Source organism: Corynebacterium kutscheri (assembly GCF_000980835.1).
GTDB lineage: Bacteria > Actinomycetota > Actinomycetes > Mycobacteriales > Mycobacteriaceae > Corynebacterium > Corynebacterium kutscheri.
The window spans coordinates 589,861-610,762 of sequence record NZ_CP011312.1 but is presented as its reverse complement, the minus strand read 5'-3'; the positions used below and the strand labels follow the sequence as shown (position 1 = coordinate 610,762).

The following is a 20,902-nucleotide window of genomic DNA, read 5'->3' as shown; positions in this document are numbered from 1 at the left end:
GCTATGCATTACCCTTTTTCTTAAAATATTCAAATAAATACTTAAGAAAATGATTAATTCATATGCGACAACTGCTTAAAATATGCTTTCCAGGGAGAAAATATGTCCAACGTTTATAACAATATCCTTGATACTGTCGGTGGCACCCCACTAGTGCGTATCAATCGCCTTAGCGAAGGTTTAGCAGCAACTGTTCTGGCCAAAATTGAATTCTTTAACCCTGCCAACTCCGTCAAAGATCGTATTGGCAAGGCAATTATTGAAGCAGCAGAAGCATCCGGGGAACTAATCCCAGGTGGTACCATCGTGGAAGCAACATCTGGTAACACCGGTATTGCCCTTGCACTTGCTGGTGCAGCCAAGGGATACAACGTAGTACTGACCATGCCAGAAACCATGTCAGTGGAACGTCGCGTTATCCTACGGGCATACGGTGCAGAAATTATACTCACTCCCGGTGCTGCAGGTATGCAAGGTGCCGTAGACAAAGCCAATGAGATTGTTCAAGAACGTGAAGGCGCTATCTTGGCTCGTCAATTTGCTAATGCCGCTAATCCTGAAATTCACCGTAAAACCACCGGTGAGGAAATATGGGCCGATACCGATGGCAATATCGACATTTTTGTTGCCGGTATTGGTACTGGTGGAACCATCACTGGTGCTGGCGACACCCTAAAGAAATATAACCCAGAGATCAAGATTTATGCTGTCGAACCAGCAGCCTCTCCGCTGCTAACTACGGGTAAAGCTGGTCCACACAAAATTCAAGGTCTCGGCGCTAACTTCATTCCAGAAGTACTCAACCAGAAAATCTACGAAGAAGTTCTCACGGTAACTAATGAGGACGCTATCGCAACCTCGCGCGAGCTTGGTACGAAAGAAGGTATTCTCGGTGGTATTTCCGCCGGTGCGAATATCAAAGCTGCTCTTGAACTCGCCGCACGCCCAGAAAACGCAGGAAAAACCATTGTTACGGTAATTCCAGATTTCGGTGAACGCTATATCTCTACCGTTCTATACGAAGACATCCGCGACTAATCTTTCTACTTTCTTGTTTCCTCCGTTATCTATTAAATAGATAACGGAGTTTTTTATTCATAACACCCGGTTTAAATCTCTCACATCATCATTTATTATTTTTTTATTCACCATCTGCCTCTACCCTATATAAGCATGCCTACTGATAGGCTCCATAAATATGAACTTCTTTTCAATGATCCGCGAAGACCTTGCTAATGCACGCGATCATGATCCTGCTGCACGTGGCGATATTGAAAACGCCATCGTCTATTCTGGTCTTCATGCCATTTGGGTACACCGTATATCTCACTGGCTCTGGCTACGTGGACATCGCGGCCTAGCTCGCGTATTAGCTCAACTAACCCGATTTTTTACTGGTATTGAGATCCACCCTGGTGCAACCATTGGGCGTCGCTTTTTTATTGACCATGGTATGGGGATTGTTATCGGAGAAACCGCGGAAATTGGCGACGGAGTCATGCTGTACCACGGAGTGACCTTAGGAGGACAAGTACTTACCCAGACCAAGCGGCACCCCACTTTAGAAGACGGTGTCACTATTGGTGCTGGAGCAAAAATTTTAGGACCAATCACCATCGGTGCCGGAAGCTCAGTAGGTGCAAATGCAGTAGTTACCAAAGATGTTCCTGCCGAGCACATTGCCGTAGGTATCCCAGCGCAGGTACGTCCGCGCAAAGCTGGCGAAAAAATTAAATTGGTCGATCCGGACTACTATATTTAGCTATATTTAGCGCACTTCTTTCTTACACCTTATGCCCCTAGGCAAGCTTATGTGTCCTACCATCGCTTGCCCAGAGGCATTTATTAATATGTCTTTTCACTTGTGCGCATGCAATACATTTAGCTTTTATTAGCACTCTCAAGCACGGATATCGTTATACTGTGGATCTTTTTCCATAAAAGCAGCCACTGCTGAACAGGTTGGCACAACTTTTAATCCAGCTACCCGAGTATTCTCAAGAGCCGCCTGAATAAGCGTTTTACTTAAACCACGGCCACGAAACTCTGGATGGATAACCGTATGGTAAAAAATACGAACCTCATCACCACGCATACGATAATCAGCAAACCCGGCAGTAACAGTGTCTAATCGAAGTAGAAAACGGTGTTTATCGGCATCATGAATAATTTCTGACATGGTTTTTTCCTCTCCCATGCGGCCATAGTACATCCTTGATACATACTCTGCTGAAATATTTTCTCCGCGCAGCTACGCCCAAAGTGTGTTTCGGTTTAATTCACCTTAATCAAATAAAAAACCGGCACCTACCCACGTAGGTGCCGGTTTCTAATATGGTGGCACGGACCAGGATCGAACTGGTGACCTTCCACTTTTCAGGCGGACGCTCTACCGACTGAGCTACCGCGCCACAGATCAAAAATGCCGAAACATTTCTAATCATGCGACCCTGACGGGACTTGAACCCGCGACCTCCGCCGTGACAGGGCGGCGCGCTAACCAACTGCGCCACAGGGCCTCATAAAGGCGTTTCAAAGTTTCCCTTGCAACGAGTGGATACTTTACAGAGCCTTTTAAATACTGGCAAATCAGCTGGTTACAACCGAAATTTCACAAAATAAAAAGACGTCATATTTCTCATTGGCAAAAATAAAAAAATAAGCGTTAAAGCACCTATCTGCTTCAACGCTTACTATCTGCGACCCTGACGGGACTTGAACCCGCGACCTCCGCCGTGACAGGGCGGCGCGCTAACCAACTGCGCCACAGGGCCGTATTTATTTATGACCTAACGCCAAAAAGGCGGCGTCAGCCAGTACTCCCAACGGGATTCGAACCCGTGTCGCCGCCGTGAAAGGGCGGTGTCCTAGGCCCCTAGACGATGGGAGCTTTGCAACTCAAGCGCTTGGCTCAAGCACTGGAAAGAACTATACGCGATTTCACAATAAATACAAAACCAATGCTTAATGTCTATTTTCTACATCCACCTACAGACACATCCAACCGTAAAATTCATTTTCTTAATCTTTCCCCAAAAACTATCCACTAATTTTTATTTGCCGCCGCGTAAGAAATAACTGTGGCACAAAGCCGACTGCTGCCCCTTAACTGTTTACTTTTGCCATAAACACAAAAAACTCCCCCACCATCTATGGCGGGGGAGCAATTGTGGGCCCTCCGGGGCTCGAACCCGGGACCTGCGGATTAAAAGTCCGTAGCTCTACCAACTGAGCTAAAGGCCCAACGGGCATAATATTAGACTAGCGTAGCCAAGATATACAAACCCCACCCCGTTCTTTTCTATTATCCCAGCTTAAAACCTATTTTTCACAGAGGGATCAGAGTAAAAGTTTCCCTGGCACTAGTTAAAAAAATAGAATCTTCTAGTTTTCGCAGCACACTCTTACACCTGTGATTTAGTGGTTCTTACCCCTGCCTACCCATCACCCAAGATTAAGCTCAGAATGAACCAATGATCAGCACCAAAAACTTCCTACATTATTTCGCTAGAAAAGTTTCCCCATAAATAGCGAACTAAAGTACGAACGAACCTTCTTGTTGCGCGTAAGCAAAACACTTCACACAAAAACGCACCATGAGTGTTAAGGCATCAGCTCTAATAATTATCCATATCAACCAGTACCCTGCTTACTTTTAATCAAAGCTCTTAATCAATAGCTATCCGCTTATAAAAGTAGGTTGAGTTGCCACTTTCTCAGCGACCCCACCTTAAAAGCTATTTTTTTAAACCACCTGTCATAAAACATCTGCTTTTGCAAAAATGTAACTAGTTAAAGCTTTATAAAGAAAACTCTCTAGCTCAGCGGCACTGTGCTAGAGAGTAAACCTTTTAATCACTGACGACGATTATTTCTTCATCGAACCGGTTTCTTGGAACCGCTGATGGAAGCTTAATGCCTCGCCCAAAAGGTGTGGTGTCTGCATGATCTTCTTTTCCTGCGCATAAGCCAATGCACGATCGTAGTAGTCCTGCAAAAGTGGACGGTAATCTGGGTGTGCAATAGCGATAATCTTTTCGGCACGCTGACGTGGTGCTAAACCACGTAAGTCAGCGTAACCATATTCTGTAATAACGACTTTAACGTCCTGCTCCGTATGATCCACGTGAGAAACCATAGGAACGATTGCAGAAATCAGACCACCTTTAGCATCAGACGGGGTGATAAATGAGGAGATGAAGGCATTACGGGTGAAGTCCGCAGAACCACCTACACCATTCATAATGCGAGAACCAGTGACATTAGTGGAGTTGACATTGCCGTAAATATCCGCCTCAATCAAACCATTTGTCGCAATCAATCCAAGTCGACGCACAACCTCCGGGTGGTTGGAAATCTGCTGTGGTCGCAAGATGATGGATTCACGGTACCGCGAAGCTTCTTTATTCATCCGCTCTGCATACTCAGGTGATAAGGAGAAAGATGTTGCAGATGCAACCGACATCTTGCCGGCATCGATAAGATCTACCATGCCATCTTGGATAACTTCGGTGTAGGCCTGAATATTCTCAAACTTGGAATCAAGCAAGCCGGCCATCACAGCATTAGGAACATTACCTACACCCGACTGCATAACATAACCGTCGTAGCTGAGCCGACCGGCGGAAACTTCGCCTTCTAGGAAATCAAGGAAGTGTGCAGCAATCTGACGTGATTGGTCATCGATTGGCTTAAATGGCGCATTACGATCCGGTGCATCGGTTTCGACAACAGCAACCACCTTAGCTAGATCAATATCGATATACGGAGTACCAACGCGCTGACCAGCCTCAACAATTGGGATAGGCTGACGATTTGGCAACCGATTAATGCGATAAATATCTGCCATGCCCTCAAGCTCAAGAGACTGCCAAGAATTCACCTCAATGATGATCTTCTCAGCATTGTCAAGGTATTCCACATTGTTACCAATGGATGAAGAAGGAATAAGGTGCCCCTCTTCAGTAATACGTACAGCCTCAACAATGGCGACATTCATTGGCCCAAAGAAACCCTGCTCAACATATATACCAGACTCAGAAAGGTGGTAGTCAGCATAGTCAATGGTTCCCTCATTAATCTTGGCGCGCAAGATTGGATCAGATTGATAAGGAGTACGGAAACTAATGGCGTCTGCTTCGGCAAGCACACCATCGCAATCTGGAGCGGTGGAAGCACCGGTAAATAGACCAATCCGGTACTGCTCACCACGGGCATGCATTTGCTTTGCTCGCTCGGCAATAGCAAGAGGCAACACCTTTGGATAACCTGCGCCGGTAAAACCAGAGATTCCGACATTATCGCCGTTGTTAACAAATTGTGCAGCCTCATCTGCGGACATTACCTTGCCACGCAATTGGGCATTCGCAATACGATCAGACATTCATTCTCCTCAGTGGATTTCCGCGCAGTTATAACAACCGCAGACAAAAATATCGGGTGGTATTACCTGCCATCTAAAATGAGACAACTGATAAATATTCACCATTAAGTTACGGAGACCACGTTAGCGCATGTTCCCCCAAAATGTGGCCAACTACGTTTCCGATATTGCATCTTTATCCAAAACATGCAATAGAGCAGCCCGATAAATAACTGTTATCCCATGTCATAGTCATAAATAAAATGATAAAAAGGCAAAAATGTAGTACACAAGACACCTCATTTTTCACCCGTTTAGGGGCGAAAATCTTTATTTTTACCGCGCTAAGCGACGCTCTACGCTACGGCTTGCCCCTCATCACTTTTGCAGGAACAATAAGTCAGGTGAGTTTAAGTATCGGTTCGCTAACCCTGCCTTCGCCTGTTGTTCTTGCCCCTATGGCTGGGGTAACAAATATGCCTTTTCGCTTACTATGCCGCGAACAAGAAATAGCTAAAACCGGTACGGTTTCTGGTCTATATGTCTGCGAAATGATTACTGCTCGTGCACTGCATGAAGGCAATGAGAAAACGCTACATATGACTGCCTTTGATGCATCAGAATCACCGCGATCGATGCAGCTTTATACCACTGATCCCAAGTACACCTACCTTGCGACAAAAAAGATCGTCGATGAAAATATGGCCGATCATATTGATATGAATTTCGGCTGTCCAGTGCCTAAGGTGACCCGAAAAGGTGGTGGTTCAGCTTTGCCTTATAAGCGCCGGCTTTTTGGCAATATTATTGCCGCTGCAGTCAAAGCCACCGAGGGCACAGATATTCCGGTAACGGTGAAATTCCGAGTAGGTATTGATGATGAACACCATACTCACCTTGATGCTGGGCGTATTGCGGTAGAAGAAGGCGCTGCTGCAGTAGCGCTTCATGCGCGTACCGCAGCTCAACGTTATTCTGGCGCAGCCGATTGGCAAGAAATCACCCGGTTAAAAGAGCATCTTGCTCATACTGGTATTCCTGTTTTAGGTAATGGTGATATTTTCAAAGCTACCGATGCTAAAAAGATGATGGAAGAAACTGGCTGCGATGGTGTGGTAGTTGGTCGTGGTTGTTTGGGACGTCCCTGGCTTTTTGCCGAACTTTCTGCTGCCCTACGTGGTCAACCGATTCCTGCTGCGCCTACGTTAGGCGAAGTCACCAAAATTATTTATCGCCATGCAGAATTGCTTGTCGCTCATGATGGCGAGCAAAAAGGCTGCCGTGATCTACGCAAACATATGGGTTGGTATCTGCGTGGTTTTCCCGTCGGCGGACAGCTTCGCGCAGGACTAGCACGATTAACTAGCCTTAATAATCTTGAAGAGTTACTTGCTCCCTGGGCAGATTCACCGGCTTTAGCCGATGATGCCGACGGCGCTCGCGGACGCAAAGGTTCACCGGCAAAAGTCGTCCTGCCTGAAGGCTGGCTTGATGATCCTGAGGATGATTCAGTACCAGAGGGCGCAGAAATCATGCACTCTGGAGGTTAAAATCTAGATAGGTTGCAGCTCTATTCCCAATGTTGCCCACCCACCAACAGGATGGATTTCCCGGGTACGCGGACCGGACAAAGTAATTTGGTATCGAAGAAGAAGCTCGCTAATAAAAATCGATAATTCCATTAAGGAAAGAGCTTTGCCGGGGCAGGCGTGAGGTCCTGCTCCCCACACAAGGTTCTGCGACGCATGGGCTACTTCATCAAAAGAACTACCTATTTCGGCATTAGCTGCTGTCCAGTGGATCAAAATTTTTTGCCCTACTGCAACATCTTTATCCCCTAGGGTGCACTTGGTGCGCGCAACTCGACGATTAGCAACGAAGGGGTCATCAATACGTAAAAATTCATTAATAATGGCCGCTTGTTCAGTGCTACTTATTCCACTACGCCAACGATGTTGTATCGCGGGGTTTTCCGCTAAGCCATGCATTAGAACACCAATGCAGACCGCCATGGAACTCAAATCACCGGCTGTCCAATTACGCAGGATAGAAACAATTTCTGGGAATTCTAATGCTCGACCAAGGCTACGATCAGCAAACAATTGTGCAGTAACAGTAGTTGGATCCACACTGGCTAGTGCGTCGATAATAATTTGATCAAAATCTTGGGCAACCTTACTGGTGCGTTGAGCATCACCGCTACGAGTTGCCGCACGATTATCTGCTACCCAATCGAGTAACCGCTGTTCAAATTCTTTTCCCCAGCCCAGCCACGCCAACATGGCTTTCACTGCGTAGGGCTCGCCTAGCACGCTAATAGCCTCACAGACCAGGGGCGCCGCTGCAACCACATCGTGAGCACTTTTTTGGAAAGCAACCTGCTTTCCCGCCATTGCTTCTTCACTTAAATAACGATCAATAAGCTGGCGAAACTGAGTATGTTCTTTACCATCGAGCCCATTGGGTAGCTGAAGGTGTTGCGAAACAACGCTAGAAAAAATTACTGGATTTTCCGCAACCTCCCGAGCCAGTTTGGCAGTAGTAACTACCAAGAAACCATCTACATCTTCTACTGGCTGGGCATAACGAGCAAACTCTTTGGGTTCACGAGCAAGGAAAGTCATATTTTCACACACTAGACTCGTTTTTATCTTTTCCCTAGTTTGTTTACCCTAAAAATATGCCATTAGCAGTAAAAATAAGACCCACCGTAGTTTTACAGTAGGTCTTATCTATACCGGTTCTATAGAGCAGGTTTACTCATAGTAACGACATAAGGACTAAATATTGCCTTGTCCGTCGTCAAGATGTGCTCGCACAAACCACTGGAACTTTTCCATTTCCTGAGCTTGAGCAATGTAGAGATCCTCAGTCATAGCATCGAGTTCGCCAGCTTCGCCTTGCGACTCACGGACCTTCTCTAAGACCTCGGTGTAAACGCGATCAAGCTCTTTCAAATGATCCTGAGCAGTACCACGGTTAGTTTGATACTGCAATGGTGTACGGTCAGCAACGTGTCCGGCCGGAGTGCCAATAGGAGAACCACCTAAAGTAGCGATACGCTCAGCTAATTCGTCTGCATAACCGCGCACCAAATCTACCTGTGGATCAATCATTTCGTGGACTGCAATGAAGTTATGACCAACAACATTCCAATGTGCATGCTTAAGAATCAGGTGTAAATCGTTGTAATCAGTAAGACGCTCTTGAAGACTATCGATCAGCTTCTTTGCGTCGTTTTCATTAAGGCCAGGGACTGTGTAACTCATATAACAAGACTACGTGAAAAATCCTCTTACTGCTTAATAGTAGTTCGACTAGCTGGTTTGATCCGCTGCAGTATATAAACAGTGTTGTTCGGTAACACTAAAACCTAATTGTTTATAAGCATTGATTGCCGGAGTATTGTCAGCTTCTACATACAAAATAATTTCTTGTGCCCCAGCTTTTAACAAATGTGCCAATCCCATACGCACCAATGGATCACCAAGTTTTTGCCCACGATACGCATCAGCTAGTCCTACCACGTACACTTCCCCCAGCTCCGCCTGAGCTAATTTGCCATGACGTTTAAGCCAGTGAAAACCAGCAATCCGTGGTTGCGTCGTGTCACGATTATCAATCAAAAAAAGCACATCATGTGGGTTAAACCAGTCAGTAGCTTGGGCACGACGCAGTCTATCTTTATCCCAGCCGCCTTGCTCAGGATGCCAAGAAAATGCTTCATTATTCACTTCTAACCAGCAGTCTTCAATATTTTCACACCGCATCTGTGCTGCAACAAGATCGCATACCTGGTAGCCCTTAGGCAAGGTAAACGTACTGGCATTGATAAGCGCTGGGTTTTTGATCGTCATAACGAGTAGTTCACGGGTAGCTATAAAATTAAGTGCATCGGCAAAACGTTGTGCTTCAAAAAGATTTCCGTGTGCCCACACCGACGGTGGCTTCATAAAAGAACGCACCAACTGGGTGCCTACTTTTCGACGTCGATACGCTGGGGTAACGGCCAGCTCCACAGTGGCGCCATCATCAGCGGCTAATCCAACAAGCTGGGGTCCATCAAGGGCAATAATATATCTGTGCCTGCGCTGTGCGTCATCAATGCCAAAAATAAATTGCTCAGAAAACGCAGCAGTACCGTCGTGGTCTTCCACAACCTCAAGAAGCTGATGTGCTTGTGTCGCAAGATCAGGGAAATCATATAAGTGCGTGCTGCGTATCTCCATGGCTATCAATGGTACAAAGAAGAGGTGAAAACTTCTTCGAGACGACTTATCGGCGTTGTGCTTACGCTAGCTACGATTATCGGAATTTTTTTTGTTACCGATACCGTTCTTGCTACGCGAAGTGAACAGCGCATGTCTCAACGTATTCTCGAATTCAACCACCTCACGGTCACACCAAGCGTTTACTATGCAGGCTTTCCTTTTGTATGGACTCTTGCCAAGGAAGAAATTTCTACGCTTACCGTCGGGGTCTCCGATATTTCGCTGCAAGGCTTTGGCTCAGTACGCTTTTCGACGGTAGCTACTAAGGTCACCGCCACAAAAGAACAAATTCTTGCCGGCGATTTTGATAACACCCATGCCCAACTTATTGCACATAATCTTGGCATTGATGCAGTTGGCTTGGGCCAGCAGCTTGGGGTCACCGATTTACTTATTTCCAACCCCTACGACATTTCACCGTCTTCCCCCAATGCCAGCGAAGTGCGTTTAGAAGCAACCCCGCAAGGTTTCACTCACCCAGTAGCGGTTTTCGCGACTCTACGTTTAGTTGGCCCCATGTTAAAAATTAGCCCCTATGAAGTAGTAGCTAATCCCAATCAAATCTCCGAAGAAAAAATTCTTGATGCTTTCCGCTGGGAATATGACACTCGCGCACTCCCCCTAGGCAAACAAGCTAGTTTTGTCTATCTTTCCGGCGGCACGATTTTTTTACAATCACAAGAACGCAATATCACACTAAAAAACTCTGATTTCGCCCCCACCAAACCTCAATATAACTAACCAAATAATGCGATGAATATAAAAGCATCAATAAGTCTCTGAGCTTATTTTCTCGTCGAAAAGCAACATTTTTATAACCTCAGATCAAAGAAACTAAAGAATTTTCGCGCAATGGACGTCGGTGAATCTGCTACCTTCTCAATGGGCGCGTGCACCTCAATCGCTTGTGGTATCGCTTCTAAGCGGACGTAAGTTACTTCACCGGCATATTCACCGTCGATTTGGAATTGACGTGCATCACTGCAATAAAGTTCCACTTCAACCGCATCATCGAAGGTAAAAACATAAGATGATAACCACTGCGAGAGGAATCTATTATGCCCGATGCCACTCATGTGCATTAATCCAGCAACTCGGCCCAAGGCAGAAAAAGTATTTAATCCAAATAAGCTCACCCCCGCATCAAAAGAGTTAAGCGGATTCGTGACCACCGGAAGCGGGCCAAAAAATGTCCACGGGTTGGTATTAGAAGCAAAACACAATGGAATATCTTTGTGCGCCACCATATCACCATGCTTATTGCTGGCTCGAACATCAATATGCGGTGGGTTTCGCCATAATTTGAAAGCTGCTCGCGCACTTACCCGCAAATAACGAAGCGGGGTGGCAGAAAAACCTTTTCGACGTACCCGCTCCATCGCAGCAATCGCATCTGCATCAAGTCCAATACCTGCATTGACTACAAACCACTTGTCGTTATAGGTTCCAGCACCAATAAAACGGGTTTGGTTGTGCTGCAACGCAATAACTAGCGTTTCCACAGCTAAATATGCGTCCATCGGAAAACCTAATGCGCGAGCAAAAACATTTGCCGAACCAGTAGGAATCACGGCCAACCGTGGTATTTGAGTAACTATCTCTGGGTGCGCCACCAAAGTCTGTTTATCTGGCAACAAACCATTAATTACCCCATTCACCGTGCCATCACCACCAACTGCAATAACAACGTCGTAATTTTTCCGGCTTAGCCCGGTTACTAACTGCTGCGCGTGCCCTGGGTAATGAGTAAACATTACTTTTAATTTAAAATCTGGAATTGTGCGCAACAGACGAACAATATAACCAAATAAGTGACCAGATTGGCTAGTAGATTGGGGATTAGCTATCAACAAGGCACGCATGATCCCCAAGCGTAGCGCAGACATGATTCTTGCGTTTCAATCTTTGCTCTCTGCTAGGACACAAAGAGCTTTCCGGTGCCCTAACTGCATTAGCTTATCGCGGTTTTATTTCATACCGTCTGCTAATAAATACGCAGTAACCAAAATGCGCTTACAGCGAACATAACACATAGCCTCGCTAGCAATTACCGACAGCATTGCTAGTCTGGACTACATGACGAATGAACGCGACGACTTAGCCGATACAACTGCTAAGCCAACTCCAGCTGCCGCCGGCCTTTCTGGCAGCGATGCCGTTAACCTAGCCGCCGAGCAATGGAAAGACAGTGCTCACCTCAATATTCCTGGCTTAGGCGATCTACCTATTCCTGATGACACCGCCAACCTACGTGAAGGGCCAAATCTCCATGATGGTCTACTAGCACTATTGCCACTAGTAGGCGTATGGCGTGGCACTGGTCAAGCTGATACTGCTGAAGGTGGTCAATATACCTTTGGCCAACAACTCGTCTTTGCCCACGATGGTGAAAATTACCTCACCTACGAATCCCGCATCTGGAAGCTCGATTCTGACGGCAACCAAATTGGCCTAGATCAACGTGAATCTGGTTTTTGGCGCATTAATCTCAAAGATGAAATTGAAGTAGTACTAAGTCATTCCACTGGTGTTGTGGAAGTGTTCTATGGTCAGCCGCTAAATGAGCGCGCATGGGAGTTAGAATCTGCCTCCACCATGGTTACTGCCACTGGACCAGGAACACTTGGCCCAGGAAAGCGTCTCTACGGCCTTATGCCAAATAACAATCTAGGTTGGGTCGATGAGCGAATGGTTGGCAAGGAACTAGTACCACGTATGTCCGCAGAGCTTTCTCGAGTCATCGGTTAAGCAACCCGGCCTCCAACTCGTCGGCTCGTTAAAACTGCCCTAAGCTTGCATTATCGCTGTGTTTAATAAGGTACGCACTGCGGTCTCATTATCTGGCTTGGGCAGTTTTTTATCATTAATCCGTTTTACTCGCACCGGGCCACGCACTGAAGACACCAACCACACACTATCGGCTTTATTGAGGCAATAATCCAGGTCAAGCTCTTTAAGCTTACAATTCCACCCGTGTTTTTCTGCATAAGAAAAAATGGCTGCTTGGCTGGTACCGGTCATAATATCGCCGTTTTTAGCAAGCGGGGTACGTATTTTTTTGCCTCGAACCGTAATCACACTTGCTGTTGTCGCTTCCAACACCCGATCACCATCAACATAAATAACATCGTCAAAACCATGTGCTATGGCATAGCGCTGTGCAGCCATATTAGCTGCATAACTTAAGGTCTTTGCACCAATAGCTAACCATGGTGCTGTTTGTTGTTCAGCTAATGAACTAGCAAGCGTTGTATCAATGCTATATCCACGTGGGCTGGTGATAACACTAAGACCATGTTCACGCTGTTGGTAAATCTTTGTATCAAGCGCAGAAACTGTCAGCCATGCACTAGGAATTCCTGTCGAAACGCGGCCACGAGTATATGCCCACGTGCATGTAGCATCTTCGTGGCTTAGGGCACTCCACTGTCTCACGGCTTCCTCAGTAGCACGCAACCATACGTGTTGTGATGGCTCAGGAAGATCAAGTAAACGTGCCGAATGCTGAAATCGTTGCATATGCTGATCTAGATTGATGGGCTGACCGTCGTGAAGCAAAATGGTCTCAAAAATGCCATCACCGCGAGTAACTGCAGCGTCATCAAAAAAGATCAATGGCAACTGTGGCATATGGTTGCGCAAAGAACCGCCAAAGGGTTCTATGGCGATGATAATAGGCGCGACTTTTGCTTTTTCCTGCGGGTTGGCCATGGTTATCTATTATGCCTTGCCCCAACAAATAATTGACGCGCTAGCATAAAGATTGTGACGATTTCTTCTTATCAATCTCCACTGTTACAACTTCCGCAAGCCGCTGAATACCAAGATGAGGTAGCTATTAATGCTTATCAGGGGGTGGCGTGGCACTATGGTTCACCACTGACTGAGCAAAGAGCTTTTCATACTACTGGTGGACTTATCGATCGTAGTAATCGACCGGTGATTAAAGTTTCTGGCCCGGATGCAGCTAGTTTTTTGCACAATTTATTAAGTCAAAAACTTGATGATGCTCCCCCAGGGTTAAGCGCGCAGGCACTCGACCTTGATAGTCAGGGTCGTATTGTGCATCTTATTGATCTCACCGTCACCGAAGAAGAATTCTTTATTGATGTTGCTCCTGGCTATGGCGAATCATTACAGAAATATCTCACCATGATGGTGTTTTGGTCAGATGTCAGCATTGATACTCCTGATCTGAGAATTCTCAGTGTAATTGGAGCAAAAGAACTAGTTATCCCTGAGGAGGTTGTTCTATCTAGGCAATTATCTCAGCGATTAGACCTTTTTATCCCCACCAACCAACTACTCATAGTGGCTAAAAAACTTATCCACCAAGGAATACAACCAGCAGGGTTAATGGCCTATACCGCCCAGCGAGTACAGCAATTAGCACCAGAGATTGAACTAGATTTAGACGATAAATCCATTCCCCATGAAATACCGGCACTGATTTCTCGTGAGGGGCGCCTTGGTGCAGTTCATTTACACAAGGGCTGTTATCGCGGACAAGAGACTGTGGCCAGGGTAGAAAATCTTGGTCGTTCACCGCGTGTATTAGTCATGGTGCATATCGACGGCTCTGCTCCTTCTACCCCGAAGGTGGGGGAAGAAATCACAACTATCCACAAACGACGAGTAGGTCGCTTAGGTACTGTGGTTCATGACCTCGATTATGGCCCCATTGGATTAGCATTAATCAAACGTAGTGCATTAGAACAACCATCATTACTGGTTGGCGGCGTTGATATTAGTATTGATAAAGATTCACTACCGGTTGAAGATCATGAACAATTAGGCAAAAAAGCGATTGAAAAGCTACGCGGAAAATAAATATTTTTTAGTATTTTCCGCTGTTGAACTGGGCGGTGCGACAAAATGATACATTTAACGCTATTCTAGCTAACAGGAAATATACTTTAGGAAGCAGATGGTCGTTCTTAATCCCGGGAACGTCCTAGCAATACTCCAAGGGGGTTACGCCATGGGTCGCGGTCGCGCGAAGGCAAAGCAGACCAAGGTCGCACGTCAGCTCAAGTACAACACACACAGTATGGATTTAGACTCGTTACAAAAGGAACTGGCCGGTAATTCCCCCCGTCATCAGGAATCTGATTATGAGGATCTACCAGTAGACGACCAATATGCCGAGTACGCTGATTGGGCAGAGGAAGACCTTGAGGAGGAAGAGCGCTATTAAGCTCATCTTTCTTAAAAGTAACGCATAACTAAAAGCAGGGAAACACCCACGATAACGGGTGTTTCCCTGCTTTTAGTTATGCTATCCAGTTACAAAAGTTTAATAGCCCGGATGTGTTCCACTAAGAACTACCCGCTGAGTATCGGTATCTTCAGCAGGACGAATAACACCAAGTTCCCAACACTGAATATGACGCGCAGTCAGCATTGCTAGTGCACGATCACGATCTTTGGGGGAAACCACGGCAACCATGCCGACACCCATGTTAAAGGTTTTTTCCATCTCTTCAGTTGGCACCTTGCCCACAGATTCAATTAGTCGGAAAATCTGGCTTGGTGTCCAGGTGTTGCGACTTAATTCAGCAACCAAACCATCTGGAATAACGCGCGCAAGATTACCAGCTAAGCCACCGCCAGTAACATGACAGAAGGTATGTACTTCGCATTCATCAGCAAGCGCTAAACAGTCAAGGGCATAAATTTTGGTGGGCTCGAGCATTTCCTCGCCCAGGCTACGTCCTAGCTCTTCTACATACCCAGTTAAATCCATACCGGCTTTGTCAAGTAGCACATGTCGAGCTAGCGAATATCCATTAGAGTGCAAACCAGACGAGCCCATTGCCAGCACAATATCTCCTGCGCGCACTCGATCGGGGCCAAGTAGCTCGTCAGCTTCAACTACACCAACTGCGGTAGCTGAGACGTCATAGTCTCCTGGTTCCATAACCCCAGGGTGCTCTGCGGTTTCACCACCGAGTAAGGCGCACCCAGCTTGTACACAGCCTTCGGCAATTCCTTCGACAATCTGTGCAACATGTTCTGGAACAACCTTGCCAATAGCAATATAATCTTGCAAAAAGAGCGGCTCCGCGCCACAAACCACAAGATCATCGACACACATTGCCACCAAATCAATGCCAATAGTGTTGTGCTTATCCATAGCCTGTGCAATAGCAAGCTTCGTACCCACACCATCAGAACCAGCCGCTAATAGTGGCTGTCGGTACTTTCCGAGGGCAAAAAGACCAGCAAAACCGCCCAGACCACCCCGTACCTCTGGTCGGGTAGCACGCTGAGCATGAGGGGCAAAAAGCTCTACTGCTTTATCGCCTGCCTCAATATCAACGCCAGCAGCGGCATAAGAAACTTGAGAATTATTATCTGTCATATTGTTTTAGGTCTCTTATCGTAAAAAGTAATTATGTTTATCTAACGTACTTACCAGTATTGCTGTGTAGGTACTGCGGTTTAATCATCAACACTGCCACAGCTACCGCGTTGCAAAGCAGAAACAAGTTCCGCATTAGGGTTTCCGCTTGGAAGTCCTAATGGATACTCTCCATCAAAGCAGGCGCAGCATAACTGTGTTCGCGGCTGTTTGGTAGCCTCAACCATCTCTTCAATAGAAACATAACCTAGGCTATCTGCACCTAATGCTGTGCATACGCTATTGACCATGTGTTTTTCATTATCACTGGTTACCGCATTAGCAATCAGTTCACCGGGACTAGCAAAATCAATGCCATAAAAGCATGGCCACTTCACTGGTGGGCTAGCAATACGTACGTGTACTTCTGCTGCTCCAGCTTCCCGCAACATTCTGATCAACGCACGTTGAGTATTTCCTCGTACGATGGAATCATCAACGACAATCAACCGTTTGCCTTGAATAACTTCTCGCAGTGGATTGAGTTTTAAACGAATACCCAGCTGGCGGAGAGTATCGGTAGGTTGAATAAAAGTACGCCCCACATAGGCATTTTTTACCAATCCGGTAGCAAAAGGAATCCCAGATTCTTGTGCATAACCCACTGCTGCTGGGATACCTGACTCAGGAACTGGGATAACCAAATCGGCATCAACCGGATGCTGGCGTGCTACTGCGCGCCCAATATCCTGACGTGATGCATTAACGCTTCTTCCTTTAATAACCGAGTCTGGCCGCGCTAGATACACATACTCAAATACACATGCTTTTCGACGTTTTTCCGCAAAGCGTTCCGAACGCACGCCAGATTCATCAATAGAAATCATCTCGCCGGGAGAAATCTCTCGAACAAAGCTCGCGCCAACTATATCAAGTGCACAGGTTTCAGAAGCAACAACCCAACCGTTATTAATTCGACCAAGAGATAACGGACGCACACCTTCTGGATCGCGAGCAGCGAAAAGCGTATGTCCGTCGGTAAAAGTCAAACAAAATGCGCCTTTGAGCTTAGGTAATAATGCGCGAGCTGATTCGATCAGCGTAGTCTCATCATTAATACCATCAACCAAAAGCGCGGTAGTTACATCAGAGTCAGAAGGCTGTTTTTCTTTATCAACCAACTTCTTCTTATGCGCTCGTTCTAACAGTTCAAGGTAATTAACCAGGTTGCCATTGTGTGCTAAGGCAACATCGGTGCCATTTGCGGCAACTCGAAACATTGGTTGCGAATTTTCCCACGTTACCCCGCCTGCTGTGGAATACCGGGTATGCCCAATACCGACATGTCCGGGTAAAGCATTAAGGGTAGTTTCATCAAAAACTTGAGAAACCAATCCGAGGTCTTTATAAACGGTAACTTGTTTTCCGTCGCCAACAGCAATACCTGCTGCTTCTTGACCACGGTGTTGTAATGCAAATAGTCCAAAATAGGTAAGTTTGGCTACATCCTCATCCGGTGCCCACACACCGAATACACCGCATTCTTCGCGGGGTGGATTCTCGCCGTGATCATCTAATGGGCTTGTTTTGAGCCGCTCAATATATGCCACGACAGTCATGCTAGCGCCCAGTGAGCTAATAGACAATCTCACTTAAAATAGTTCGACATATATCAAAGGATCTTTATCAAAGGTAATAGCGCAGCTACTTCTCCTGACCGGATACCAGATGCATTGATCTTAGGGTTGTTATCAAAATTCGCAGGTATCGTTCCAATAACTAATCCCAACCAAGTATCTGGATCGCATTCAACAACATGTGGTGGGGTACCACGGGTATGGGTAGTGCCTTCGATAAGTTGTACTGCGACAAAAGGTGGCACCCGCAATTCTACGGTTTTACCAGGGTGTAATTGCGCCAAATAACGTGCAGATAAACGCACTGCGGCAGCAATTTCTGCCCGAGCAGGTTGATGCTCACTGACCCCGCGAATCCATGGAGCAATACGGGTCAATGCGGTCATCAGTTCTTCAGCAGATATTTGCGCAGCCACGTATCTATCGTAGCGTGCCGCCTCGTTAAATTAAGTAGGTACTATAAGTAGTTGTTACTATAAAAATTATTTTTGCCCCGGACGGTGCCGTACTTCTGATAGGAACCCAACCATAGACAATCAACATTTTCGACTCTCCGACGCAGACCGAACCGCTGCTCTTAGTAACCTTGGCGAACATTTTGCTGCCGGACGAATAGAAGTAAGCGAGTTTGATGAGCGCTGTGCCCACATTGTCCAAGCACGTACTTTTGGCGACCTTGCGGAAATATTTGCCGACTTACCAGATACTAATCATAATCAACTTGCCCACACCGCATGCGATGAACTCAATGTACTTAATGAAAAAGAAATTAAAGAAATTACCCGCAAAGGAAAAATAATTTCTCGTATCGACAACATTGGTTTCGGGGTAACAATGGTTGCCGTTTTCACCGGTATCTTCCTCGATTTTTCCTATTGGTGGGTTGCCTTGGTTATTTTTGGCATTACCGCCATTACTTCACGCAGCCTCTTAGAATACGGGGATGAGGAAGAAGACTTTTATGACCAGCTCACTGAAGAAGCAGCGAAAAATCGCCAGCAGCGGTTAAACCATGTCCTAGAGAAAATGAAGGAAATCGAAAAAAATTCCTAGGGCAATTTTGAGTGAAAATATTACCGACTACACACCTCTTAGCTAAAAACTTCAAATACTAGAAGCAAAAAGCTAGGTTCTACTTGCTAATGCAAAAGGTAGCACCTCTACCCCAGCTTCTTGAGCAATTGCATGAGCAGCTACAGTGGCTGACCAACCAGTATCAATAATATCGCACAATAATAATACAGGTTCACCACCAATAGCGGCCTGGTTATAGCTACCGAAATCCCAATGATTTTCTAGCCCAAGCACCCGAAAAGCTGAATTTTGTGCCGGAACCTCATTGGCATGCGGCCGAACACGTAGCATTCCGCCATAACGCAAAGCACCAATTTCAGCAATTTCTTGAGCAAGATCCGAAAGTAACTGGTTGCGTTGCTTATTTACGGTTCCTAGCGCTATCACGCAACCAGGGCGTTGTTGCCACTGCCACTGCGAAAGTACTGCGACAATCTGGTTAAGCCATGGATCATCCCGCCACTGGTTTGTTGGCTGCCATGGTTGATCCAGTAATGCTCGCAATATGGAACCTCGCTGGATATCATTAAGCCGGCCTAACGCCATTCCTTGACCAACACCGGTGATTTTTCCTTTTTTCGCAACCCCACTCGGCCACATTTTACGCTGACTAATACGAACACCAGGCTTGCTCATATGCTTAGTAATCTGCTGGGCGGTGTCAGTATCAATATCGCTTGGTTGGTACTGCTGGGTACAATTATCACAACGCCCGCACCTATCAAGGGCGGTTTCATCATCAAGTTGTTGGCGTAAAAATAGCATTCGACACTGCGTGGTTTTTATATAGTCCAGCATTGCCTGCTGCTCTTTTTCCCGTTCGATAGCAATAGCACGGTAGCGATGTTCGTCGTAACGCAATTCCTGATGAGTAGAAATCCAGCCGCCACGTACCCGGCGCACCAAACCGTCAACATCGAGAACTTTAAGTACCTGTTCCAACATACTTCGGCTGAGATTAACCTCTGGTTCTAAACGTATAGTGCTTAACGGTTGATCTGCATGAGCAAGTACCCTAAGCAACTGCTCAACAACCGGTTTGGCTGGAAAACTCAGAGAAGAAAAATAGTTCCAAATTGCTTGATCTTCTGCACCCGGCAAGAGAATGACTTCAGCACGATGGGTACCTCGCCCGGCACGACCAATCTGCTGATAATAAGAAACCGGGCTACTTGGCGCACCAACGTTAATAACGAATCCCAAATCGGGTTTATCAAAACCCATGCCTAAGGCACTGGTTGCTACCAAGGCTTTTAGTTCATTGTATTGCAAAGCATGTTCCAGGCGCTCACGCTCCCCTGATTCCGTACGTCCGGTATAAGCAGCCACCTGATAGCCGGCCAATAGGAGTGCCTCGGCCATATCCTCAGCACCCGCTACGGTTAAACAGTAGATAATTCCAGAACCAGGTAGTTCGGCTAAATGGGTCGCCAGCCAGGCTGGTCGTTGAGTGGTATCGCTAAGGCAAACAACCGATAAGTACAGCGAAGTCCGGTCCAACCCGCCGCGTAATAAACCAGTATTCTCGCCCAGCTGCGCAAGTACGTCTTCTACGACGCGGTTATTAGCAGTTGCCGTAGTTGCTAATACCGGGGTGTGTGGCGCAAGTTTAGCTAATAGGTCTTTAATACGTCGGTAATCAGGACGAAAGTCATGCCCCCAATCGGAAATACAATGCGCTTCATCAACAACAATCATCCCGGCTAACCGTGCTAGATACGGCAATATTTGTTCCCGAAAATCTGGATTATTTAGCCGCTCTGGAGAGATCAGCAATACATCAACCGTGCCGTTCATAATCTGCGCAGTAGTCTCTTGCCAGTCTGTGATATTCGTGCTATTCAGCGTAACTGCAGTTATTCCAGCGCGGGTAGCAGCATCAATCTGGTTACGCATTAAAGCCAAAAGCGGGCTAATAATCACGGTAGTACCGTGGCCACGTGTCCGAAGTAATTTTGCCGCAATAAAGTACACCGCTGTTTTACCCCAGCCAGTGCGTTGAACAACAAGCATCCGTTGACGTTGATTAACTAAAGCATCAATAGCTTCCCATTGTTCTTGATGTAAAGATGTGCCTTCACCAGCGATTTTCTGCAACCACTGATTAGCTTCGGCGCGATAAACTGGCGAAGTATCTATTACTAGATCAGATGTTTTATTCATCGGTGAATGTCCTTCACTGTGCGCCATTGCCTTGGCGAAAACTGACTAAAGT

The 20,902-nt window shown here is 46.4% G+C and carries 19 protein-coding genes, 5 tRNA genes and 1 pseudogene; 9 read left to right on the top strand and 16 right to left on the bottom strand.

Translation table 11 applies throughout. From position 1 onward, the window contains the following. Nucleotides 1-102 precede the first annotated feature (102 nt). Both cysK and epsC read left to right on the top strand, forming a co-directional pair. Nucleotides 103-1,038, top strand: a complete 936-nt coding sequence (gene cysK / locus UL82_RS02855) for a cysteine synthase A (protein WP_046438934.1) — start codon at nucleotides 103-105, stop codon at nucleotides 1,036-1,038. A 160-nt stretch (nucleotides 1,039-1,198) separates the two neighbouring features. Next, complete coding sequence (gene epsC, locus UL82_RS02850; RefSeq protein ID WP_046438933.1) at nucleotides 1,199-1,762, top strand: serine O-acetyltransferase EpsC; 564 nt, start codon at nucleotides 1,199-1,201, stop codon at nucleotides 1,760-1,762. Nucleotides 1,763-1,900: 138 nt separating this feature from the next. On the opposite strand, the gene UL82_RS02845 is transcribed toward epsC, so the two are convergent. From UL82_RS02845 to UL82_RS02815, 7 genes are all read right to left on the bottom strand, one after another. Further along, on the bottom strand, nucleotides 1,901-2,179 hold the full coding sequence (locus tag UL82_RS02845; RefSeq protein WP_083966494.1) for a GNAT family N-acetyltransferase: 279 nt from the start codon (nucleotides 2,177-2,179) through the stop codon (nucleotides 1,901-1,903). Between the two features lie 156 nt (nucleotides 2,180-2,335). Beyond that, nucleotides 2,336-2,411: transfer RNA gene (locus UL82_RS02840), tRNA-Phe, on the bottom strand. A gap of 34 nt (nucleotides 2,412-2,445) precedes the next feature. Beyond that, nucleotides 2,446-2,519: transfer RNA gene (locus UL82_RS02835), tRNA-Asp, on the bottom strand. Between the two features lie 181 nt (nucleotides 2,520-2,700). Further along, a tRNA-Asp gene (locus tag UL82_RS02830) sits at nucleotides 2,701-2,774 on the bottom strand. Nucleotides 2,775-2,817: 43 nt separating this feature from the next. Further along, nucleotides 2,818-2,890: transfer RNA gene (locus UL82_RS02825), tRNA-Glu, on the bottom strand. Between the two features lie 280 nt (nucleotides 2,891-3,170). Continuing rightward, a tRNA-Lys gene (locus UL82_RS02820) sits at nucleotides 3,171-3,243 on the bottom strand. A 625-nt stretch (nucleotides 3,244-3,868) separates the two neighbouring features. Further along, complete coding sequence (locus tag UL82_RS02815) at nucleotides 3,869-5,383, bottom strand: acetyl-CoA hydrolase/transferase family protein (protein WP_046438931.1); 1,515 nt, start codon at nucleotides 5,381-5,383, stop codon at nucleotides 3,869-3,871. A gap of 383 nt (nucleotides 5,384-5,766) precedes the next feature. On the opposite strand from UL82_RS02815, the gene dusB reads away from it, so the two are divergent. Next, the gene (dusB, locus tag UL82_RS02810) at nucleotides 5,767-6,912 is read left to right on the top strand and encodes a tRNA dihydrouridine synthase DusB (protein WP_046438930.1); all 1,146 of its coding nucleotides are present in this window, start codon (nucleotides 5,767-5,769) and stop codon (nucleotides 6,910-6,912) included. Nucleotides 6,913-6,915: 3 nt separating this feature from the next. On the opposite strand, the gene UL82_RS02805 is transcribed toward dusB, so the two are convergent. From UL82_RS02805 to mshD, 3 genes are all read right to left on the bottom strand, one after another. Further along, on the bottom strand, nucleotides 6,916-7,986 hold the full coding sequence (locus tag UL82_RS02805; protein WP_046438929.1) for a cytochrome P450: 1,071 nt from the start codon (nucleotides 7,984-7,986) through the stop codon (nucleotides 6,916-6,918). Nucleotides 7,987-8,142: 156 nt separating this feature from the next. Beyond that, nucleotides 8,143-8,631, bottom strand: coding sequence for a DNA starvation/stationary phase protection protein Dps (gene dps / locus UL82_RS02800; protein ID WP_046438928.1), 489 nt, complete (start codon nucleotides 8,629-8,631; stop codon nucleotides 8,143-8,145). A gap of 48 nt (nucleotides 8,632-8,679) precedes the next feature. Beyond that, nucleotides 8,680-9,591: a mycothiol synthase gene (mshD, locus tag UL82_RS02795; RefSeq protein WP_046438927.1), complete on the bottom strand. Its 912-nt coding sequence runs from the start codon at nucleotides 9,589-9,591 to the stop codon at nucleotides 8,680-8,682. A gap of 24 nt (nucleotides 9,592-9,615) precedes the next feature. Here mshD and UL82_RS02790 point away from each other — a divergent pair, with 24 nt between their 5' ends. Continuing rightward, nucleotides 9,616-10,374: an LmeA family phospholipid-binding protein gene (locus UL82_RS02790; protein ID WP_046441120.1), complete on the top strand. Its 759-nt coding sequence runs from the start codon at nucleotides 9,616-9,618 to the stop codon at nucleotides 10,372-10,374. Between the two features lie 71 nt (nucleotides 10,375-10,445). Here the strand turns inward: UL82_RS02790 and UL82_RS02785 are convergent, their stop codons facing one another. Further along, complete coding sequence (locus UL82_RS02785) at nucleotides 10,446-11,495, bottom strand: diacylglycerol/lipid kinase family protein (protein ID WP_046441118.1); 1,050 nt, start codon at nucleotides 11,493-11,495, stop codon at nucleotides 10,446-10,448. Between the two features lie 214 nt (nucleotides 11,496-11,709). Here UL82_RS02785 and UL82_RS02780 point away from each other — a divergent pair, with 214 nt between their 5' ends. After that, nucleotides 11,710-12,381 carry an FABP family protein gene (locus UL82_RS02780; protein WP_046438926.1) on the top strand — a complete coding sequence of 224 codons (672 nt, stop codon included), beginning with the start codon at nucleotides 11,710-11,712 and terminating at the stop codon, nucleotides 12,379-12,381. A 39-nt stretch (nucleotides 12,382-12,420) separates the two neighbouring features. Here the strand turns inward: UL82_RS02780 and UL82_RS02775 are convergent, their stop codons facing one another. Next, nucleotides 12,421-13,344 carry an aminodeoxychorismate lyase gene (locus UL82_RS02775; RefSeq protein WP_046438925.1) on the bottom strand — a complete coding sequence of 308 codons (924 nt, stop codon included), beginning with the start codon at nucleotides 13,342-13,344 and terminating at the stop codon, nucleotides 12,421-12,423. A 54-nt stretch (nucleotides 13,345-13,398) separates the two neighbouring features. Between UL82_RS02775 and ygfZ the strand changes: the two genes are divergently transcribed. Together ygfZ and UL82_RS02765 are read left to right on the top strand one after the other, a co-directional pair. After that, nucleotides 13,399-14,463 carry a CAF17-like 4Fe-4S cluster assembly/insertion protein YgfZ gene (ygfZ, locus tag UL82_RS02770; RefSeq protein ID WP_232009507.1) on the top strand — a complete coding sequence of 355 codons (1,065 nt, stop codon included), beginning with the start codon at nucleotides 13,399-13,401 and terminating at the stop codon, nucleotides 14,461-14,463. Nucleotides 14,464-14,614: 151 nt separating this feature from the next. Then, nucleotides 14,615-14,830 (top strand): DUF3073 domain-containing protein, encoded by a 216-nt coding sequence (locus tag UL82_RS02765; protein WP_046441116.1) that lies wholly within the window; start codon nucleotides 14,615-14,617, stop codon nucleotides 14,828-14,830. 99 nt (nucleotides 14,831-14,929) lie between these two features. Here UL82_RS02765 and purM read toward each other — a convergent pair whose 3' ends face one another. The 3 genes from purM to UL82_RS02750 all read right to left on the bottom strand — a co-directional run bounded on the left by purM (nucleotide 14,930) and on the right by UL82_RS02750 (nucleotide 17,999). Beyond that, nucleotides 14,930-15,997, bottom strand: coding sequence for a phosphoribosylformylglycinamidine cyclo-ligase (purM, locus tag UL82_RS02760; RefSeq protein WP_046438923.1), 1,068 nt, complete (start codon nucleotides 15,995-15,997; stop codon nucleotides 14,930-14,932). 80 nt (nucleotides 15,998-16,077) lie between these two features. Beyond that, nucleotides 16,078-17,595, bottom strand: a complete 1,518-nt coding sequence (purF, locus tag UL82_RS02755) for an amidophosphoribosyltransferase (RefSeq protein ID WP_046438922.1) — start codon at nucleotides 17,593-17,595, stop codon at nucleotides 16,078-16,080. A 53-nt stretch (nucleotides 17,596-17,648) separates the two neighbouring features. Next, nucleotides 17,649-17,999, bottom strand: coding sequence for a sterol carrier family protein (locus UL82_RS02750; protein ID WP_046441114.1), 351 nt, complete (start codon nucleotides 17,997-17,999; stop codon nucleotides 17,649-17,651). 73 nt (nucleotides 18,000-18,072) lie between these two features. Between UL82_RS02750 and UL82_RS11615 the strand changes: the two are divergent. Together UL82_RS11615 and UL82_RS11315 are read left to right on the top strand one after the other, a co-directional pair. Beyond that, nucleotides 18,073-18,303 (top strand): annotated as a pseudogene (locus tag UL82_RS11615) (DUF1707 SHOCT-like domain-containing protein); the annotation flags it as partial. Nucleotides 18,304-18,447: 144 nt separating this feature from the next. After that, nucleotides 18,448-18,666, top strand: a complete 219-nt coding sequence (locus UL82_RS11315) for a hypothetical protein (protein ID WP_046438921.1) — start codon at nucleotides 18,448-18,450, stop codon at nucleotides 18,664-18,666. 72 nt (nucleotides 18,667-18,738) lie between these two features. Here UL82_RS11315 and UL82_RS02740 read toward each other — a convergent pair whose 3' ends face one another. Beyond that, nucleotides 18,739-20,850 carry a RecQ family ATP-dependent DNA helicase gene (locus UL82_RS02740; protein ID WP_046438920.1) on the bottom strand — a complete coding sequence of 704 codons (2,112 nt, stop codon included), beginning with the start codon at nucleotides 20,848-20,850 and terminating at the stop codon, nucleotides 18,739-18,741. Nucleotides 20,851-20,902 lie beyond the last annotated feature (52 nt).

What these genes read in the sequence shown, in the direction of transcription:
- epsC (WP_046438933.1), top strand. Translation starts at nt 1,199, where the DNA reads ATGAACTTCTTTTCAATGATCCGCGAAGACCTTGCTAATGCACGCGAT.
- cysK (WP_046438934.1), top strand. Translation starts at nt 103, where the DNA reads ATGTCCAACGTTTATAACAATATCCTTGATACTGTCGGTGGCACCCCA.
- UL82_RS02765 (WP_046441116.1), top strand. Translation starts at nt 14,615, where the DNA reads ATGGGTCGCGGTCGCGCGAAGGCAAAGCAGACCAAGGTCGCACGTCAG.
- UL82_RS02780 (WP_046438926.1), top strand. Translation starts at nt 11,710, where the DNA reads ATGACGAATGAACGCGACGACTTAGCCGATACAACTGCTAAGCCAACT.
- UL82_RS02750 (WP_046441114.1), bottom strand. Translation starts at nt 17,999, where the DNA reads ATGACCGCATTGACCCGTATTGCTCCATGGATTCGCGGGGTCAGTGAG.
- mshD (WP_046438927.1), bottom strand. Translation starts at nt 9,591, where the DNA reads ATGGAGATACGCAGCACGCACTTATATGATTTCCCTGATCTTGCGACA.
- UL82_RS11315 (WP_046438921.1), top strand. Translation starts at nt 18,448, where the DNA reads ATGGTTGCCGTTTTCACCGGTATCTTCCTCGATTTTTCCTATTGGTGG.
- UL82_RS02740 (WP_046438920.1), bottom strand. Translation starts at nt 20,850, where the DNA reads ATGAATAAAACATCTGATCTAGTAATAGATACTTCGCCAGTTTATCGC.
- UL82_RS02815 (WP_046438931.1), bottom strand. Translation starts at nt 5,383, where the DNA reads ATGTCTGATCGTATTGCGAATGCCCAATTGCGTGGCAAGGTAATGTCC.
- UL82_RS02775 (WP_046438925.1), bottom strand. Translation starts at nt 13,344, where the DNA reads ATGGCCAACCCGCAGGAAAAAGCAAAAGTCGCGCCTATTATCATCGCC.
- dps (WP_046438928.1), bottom strand. Translation starts at nt 8,631, where the DNA reads ATGAGTTACACAGTCCCTGGCCTTAATGAAAACGACGCAAAGAAGCTG.
- purF (WP_046438922.1), bottom strand. Translation starts at nt 17,595, where the DNA reads ATGACTGTCGTGGCATATATTGAGCGGCTCAAAACAAGCCCATTAGAT.
- UL82_RS02845 (WP_083966494.1), bottom strand. Translation starts at nt 2,179, where the DNA reads ATGTCAGAAATTATTCATGATGCCGATAAACACCGTTTTCTACTTCGA.
- purM (WP_046438923.1), bottom strand. Translation starts at nt 15,997, where the DNA reads ATGACAGATAATAATTCTCAAGTTTCTTATGCCGCTGCTGGCGTTGAT.
- UL82_RS02805 (WP_046438929.1), bottom strand. Translation starts at nt 7,986, where the DNA reads ATGACTTTCCTTGCTCGTGAACCCAAAGAGTTTGCTCGTTATGCCCAG.
- UL82_RS02785 (WP_046441118.1), bottom strand. Translation starts at nt 11,495, where the DNA reads ATGCGTGCCTTGTTGATAGCTAATCCCCAATCTACTAGCCAATCTGGT.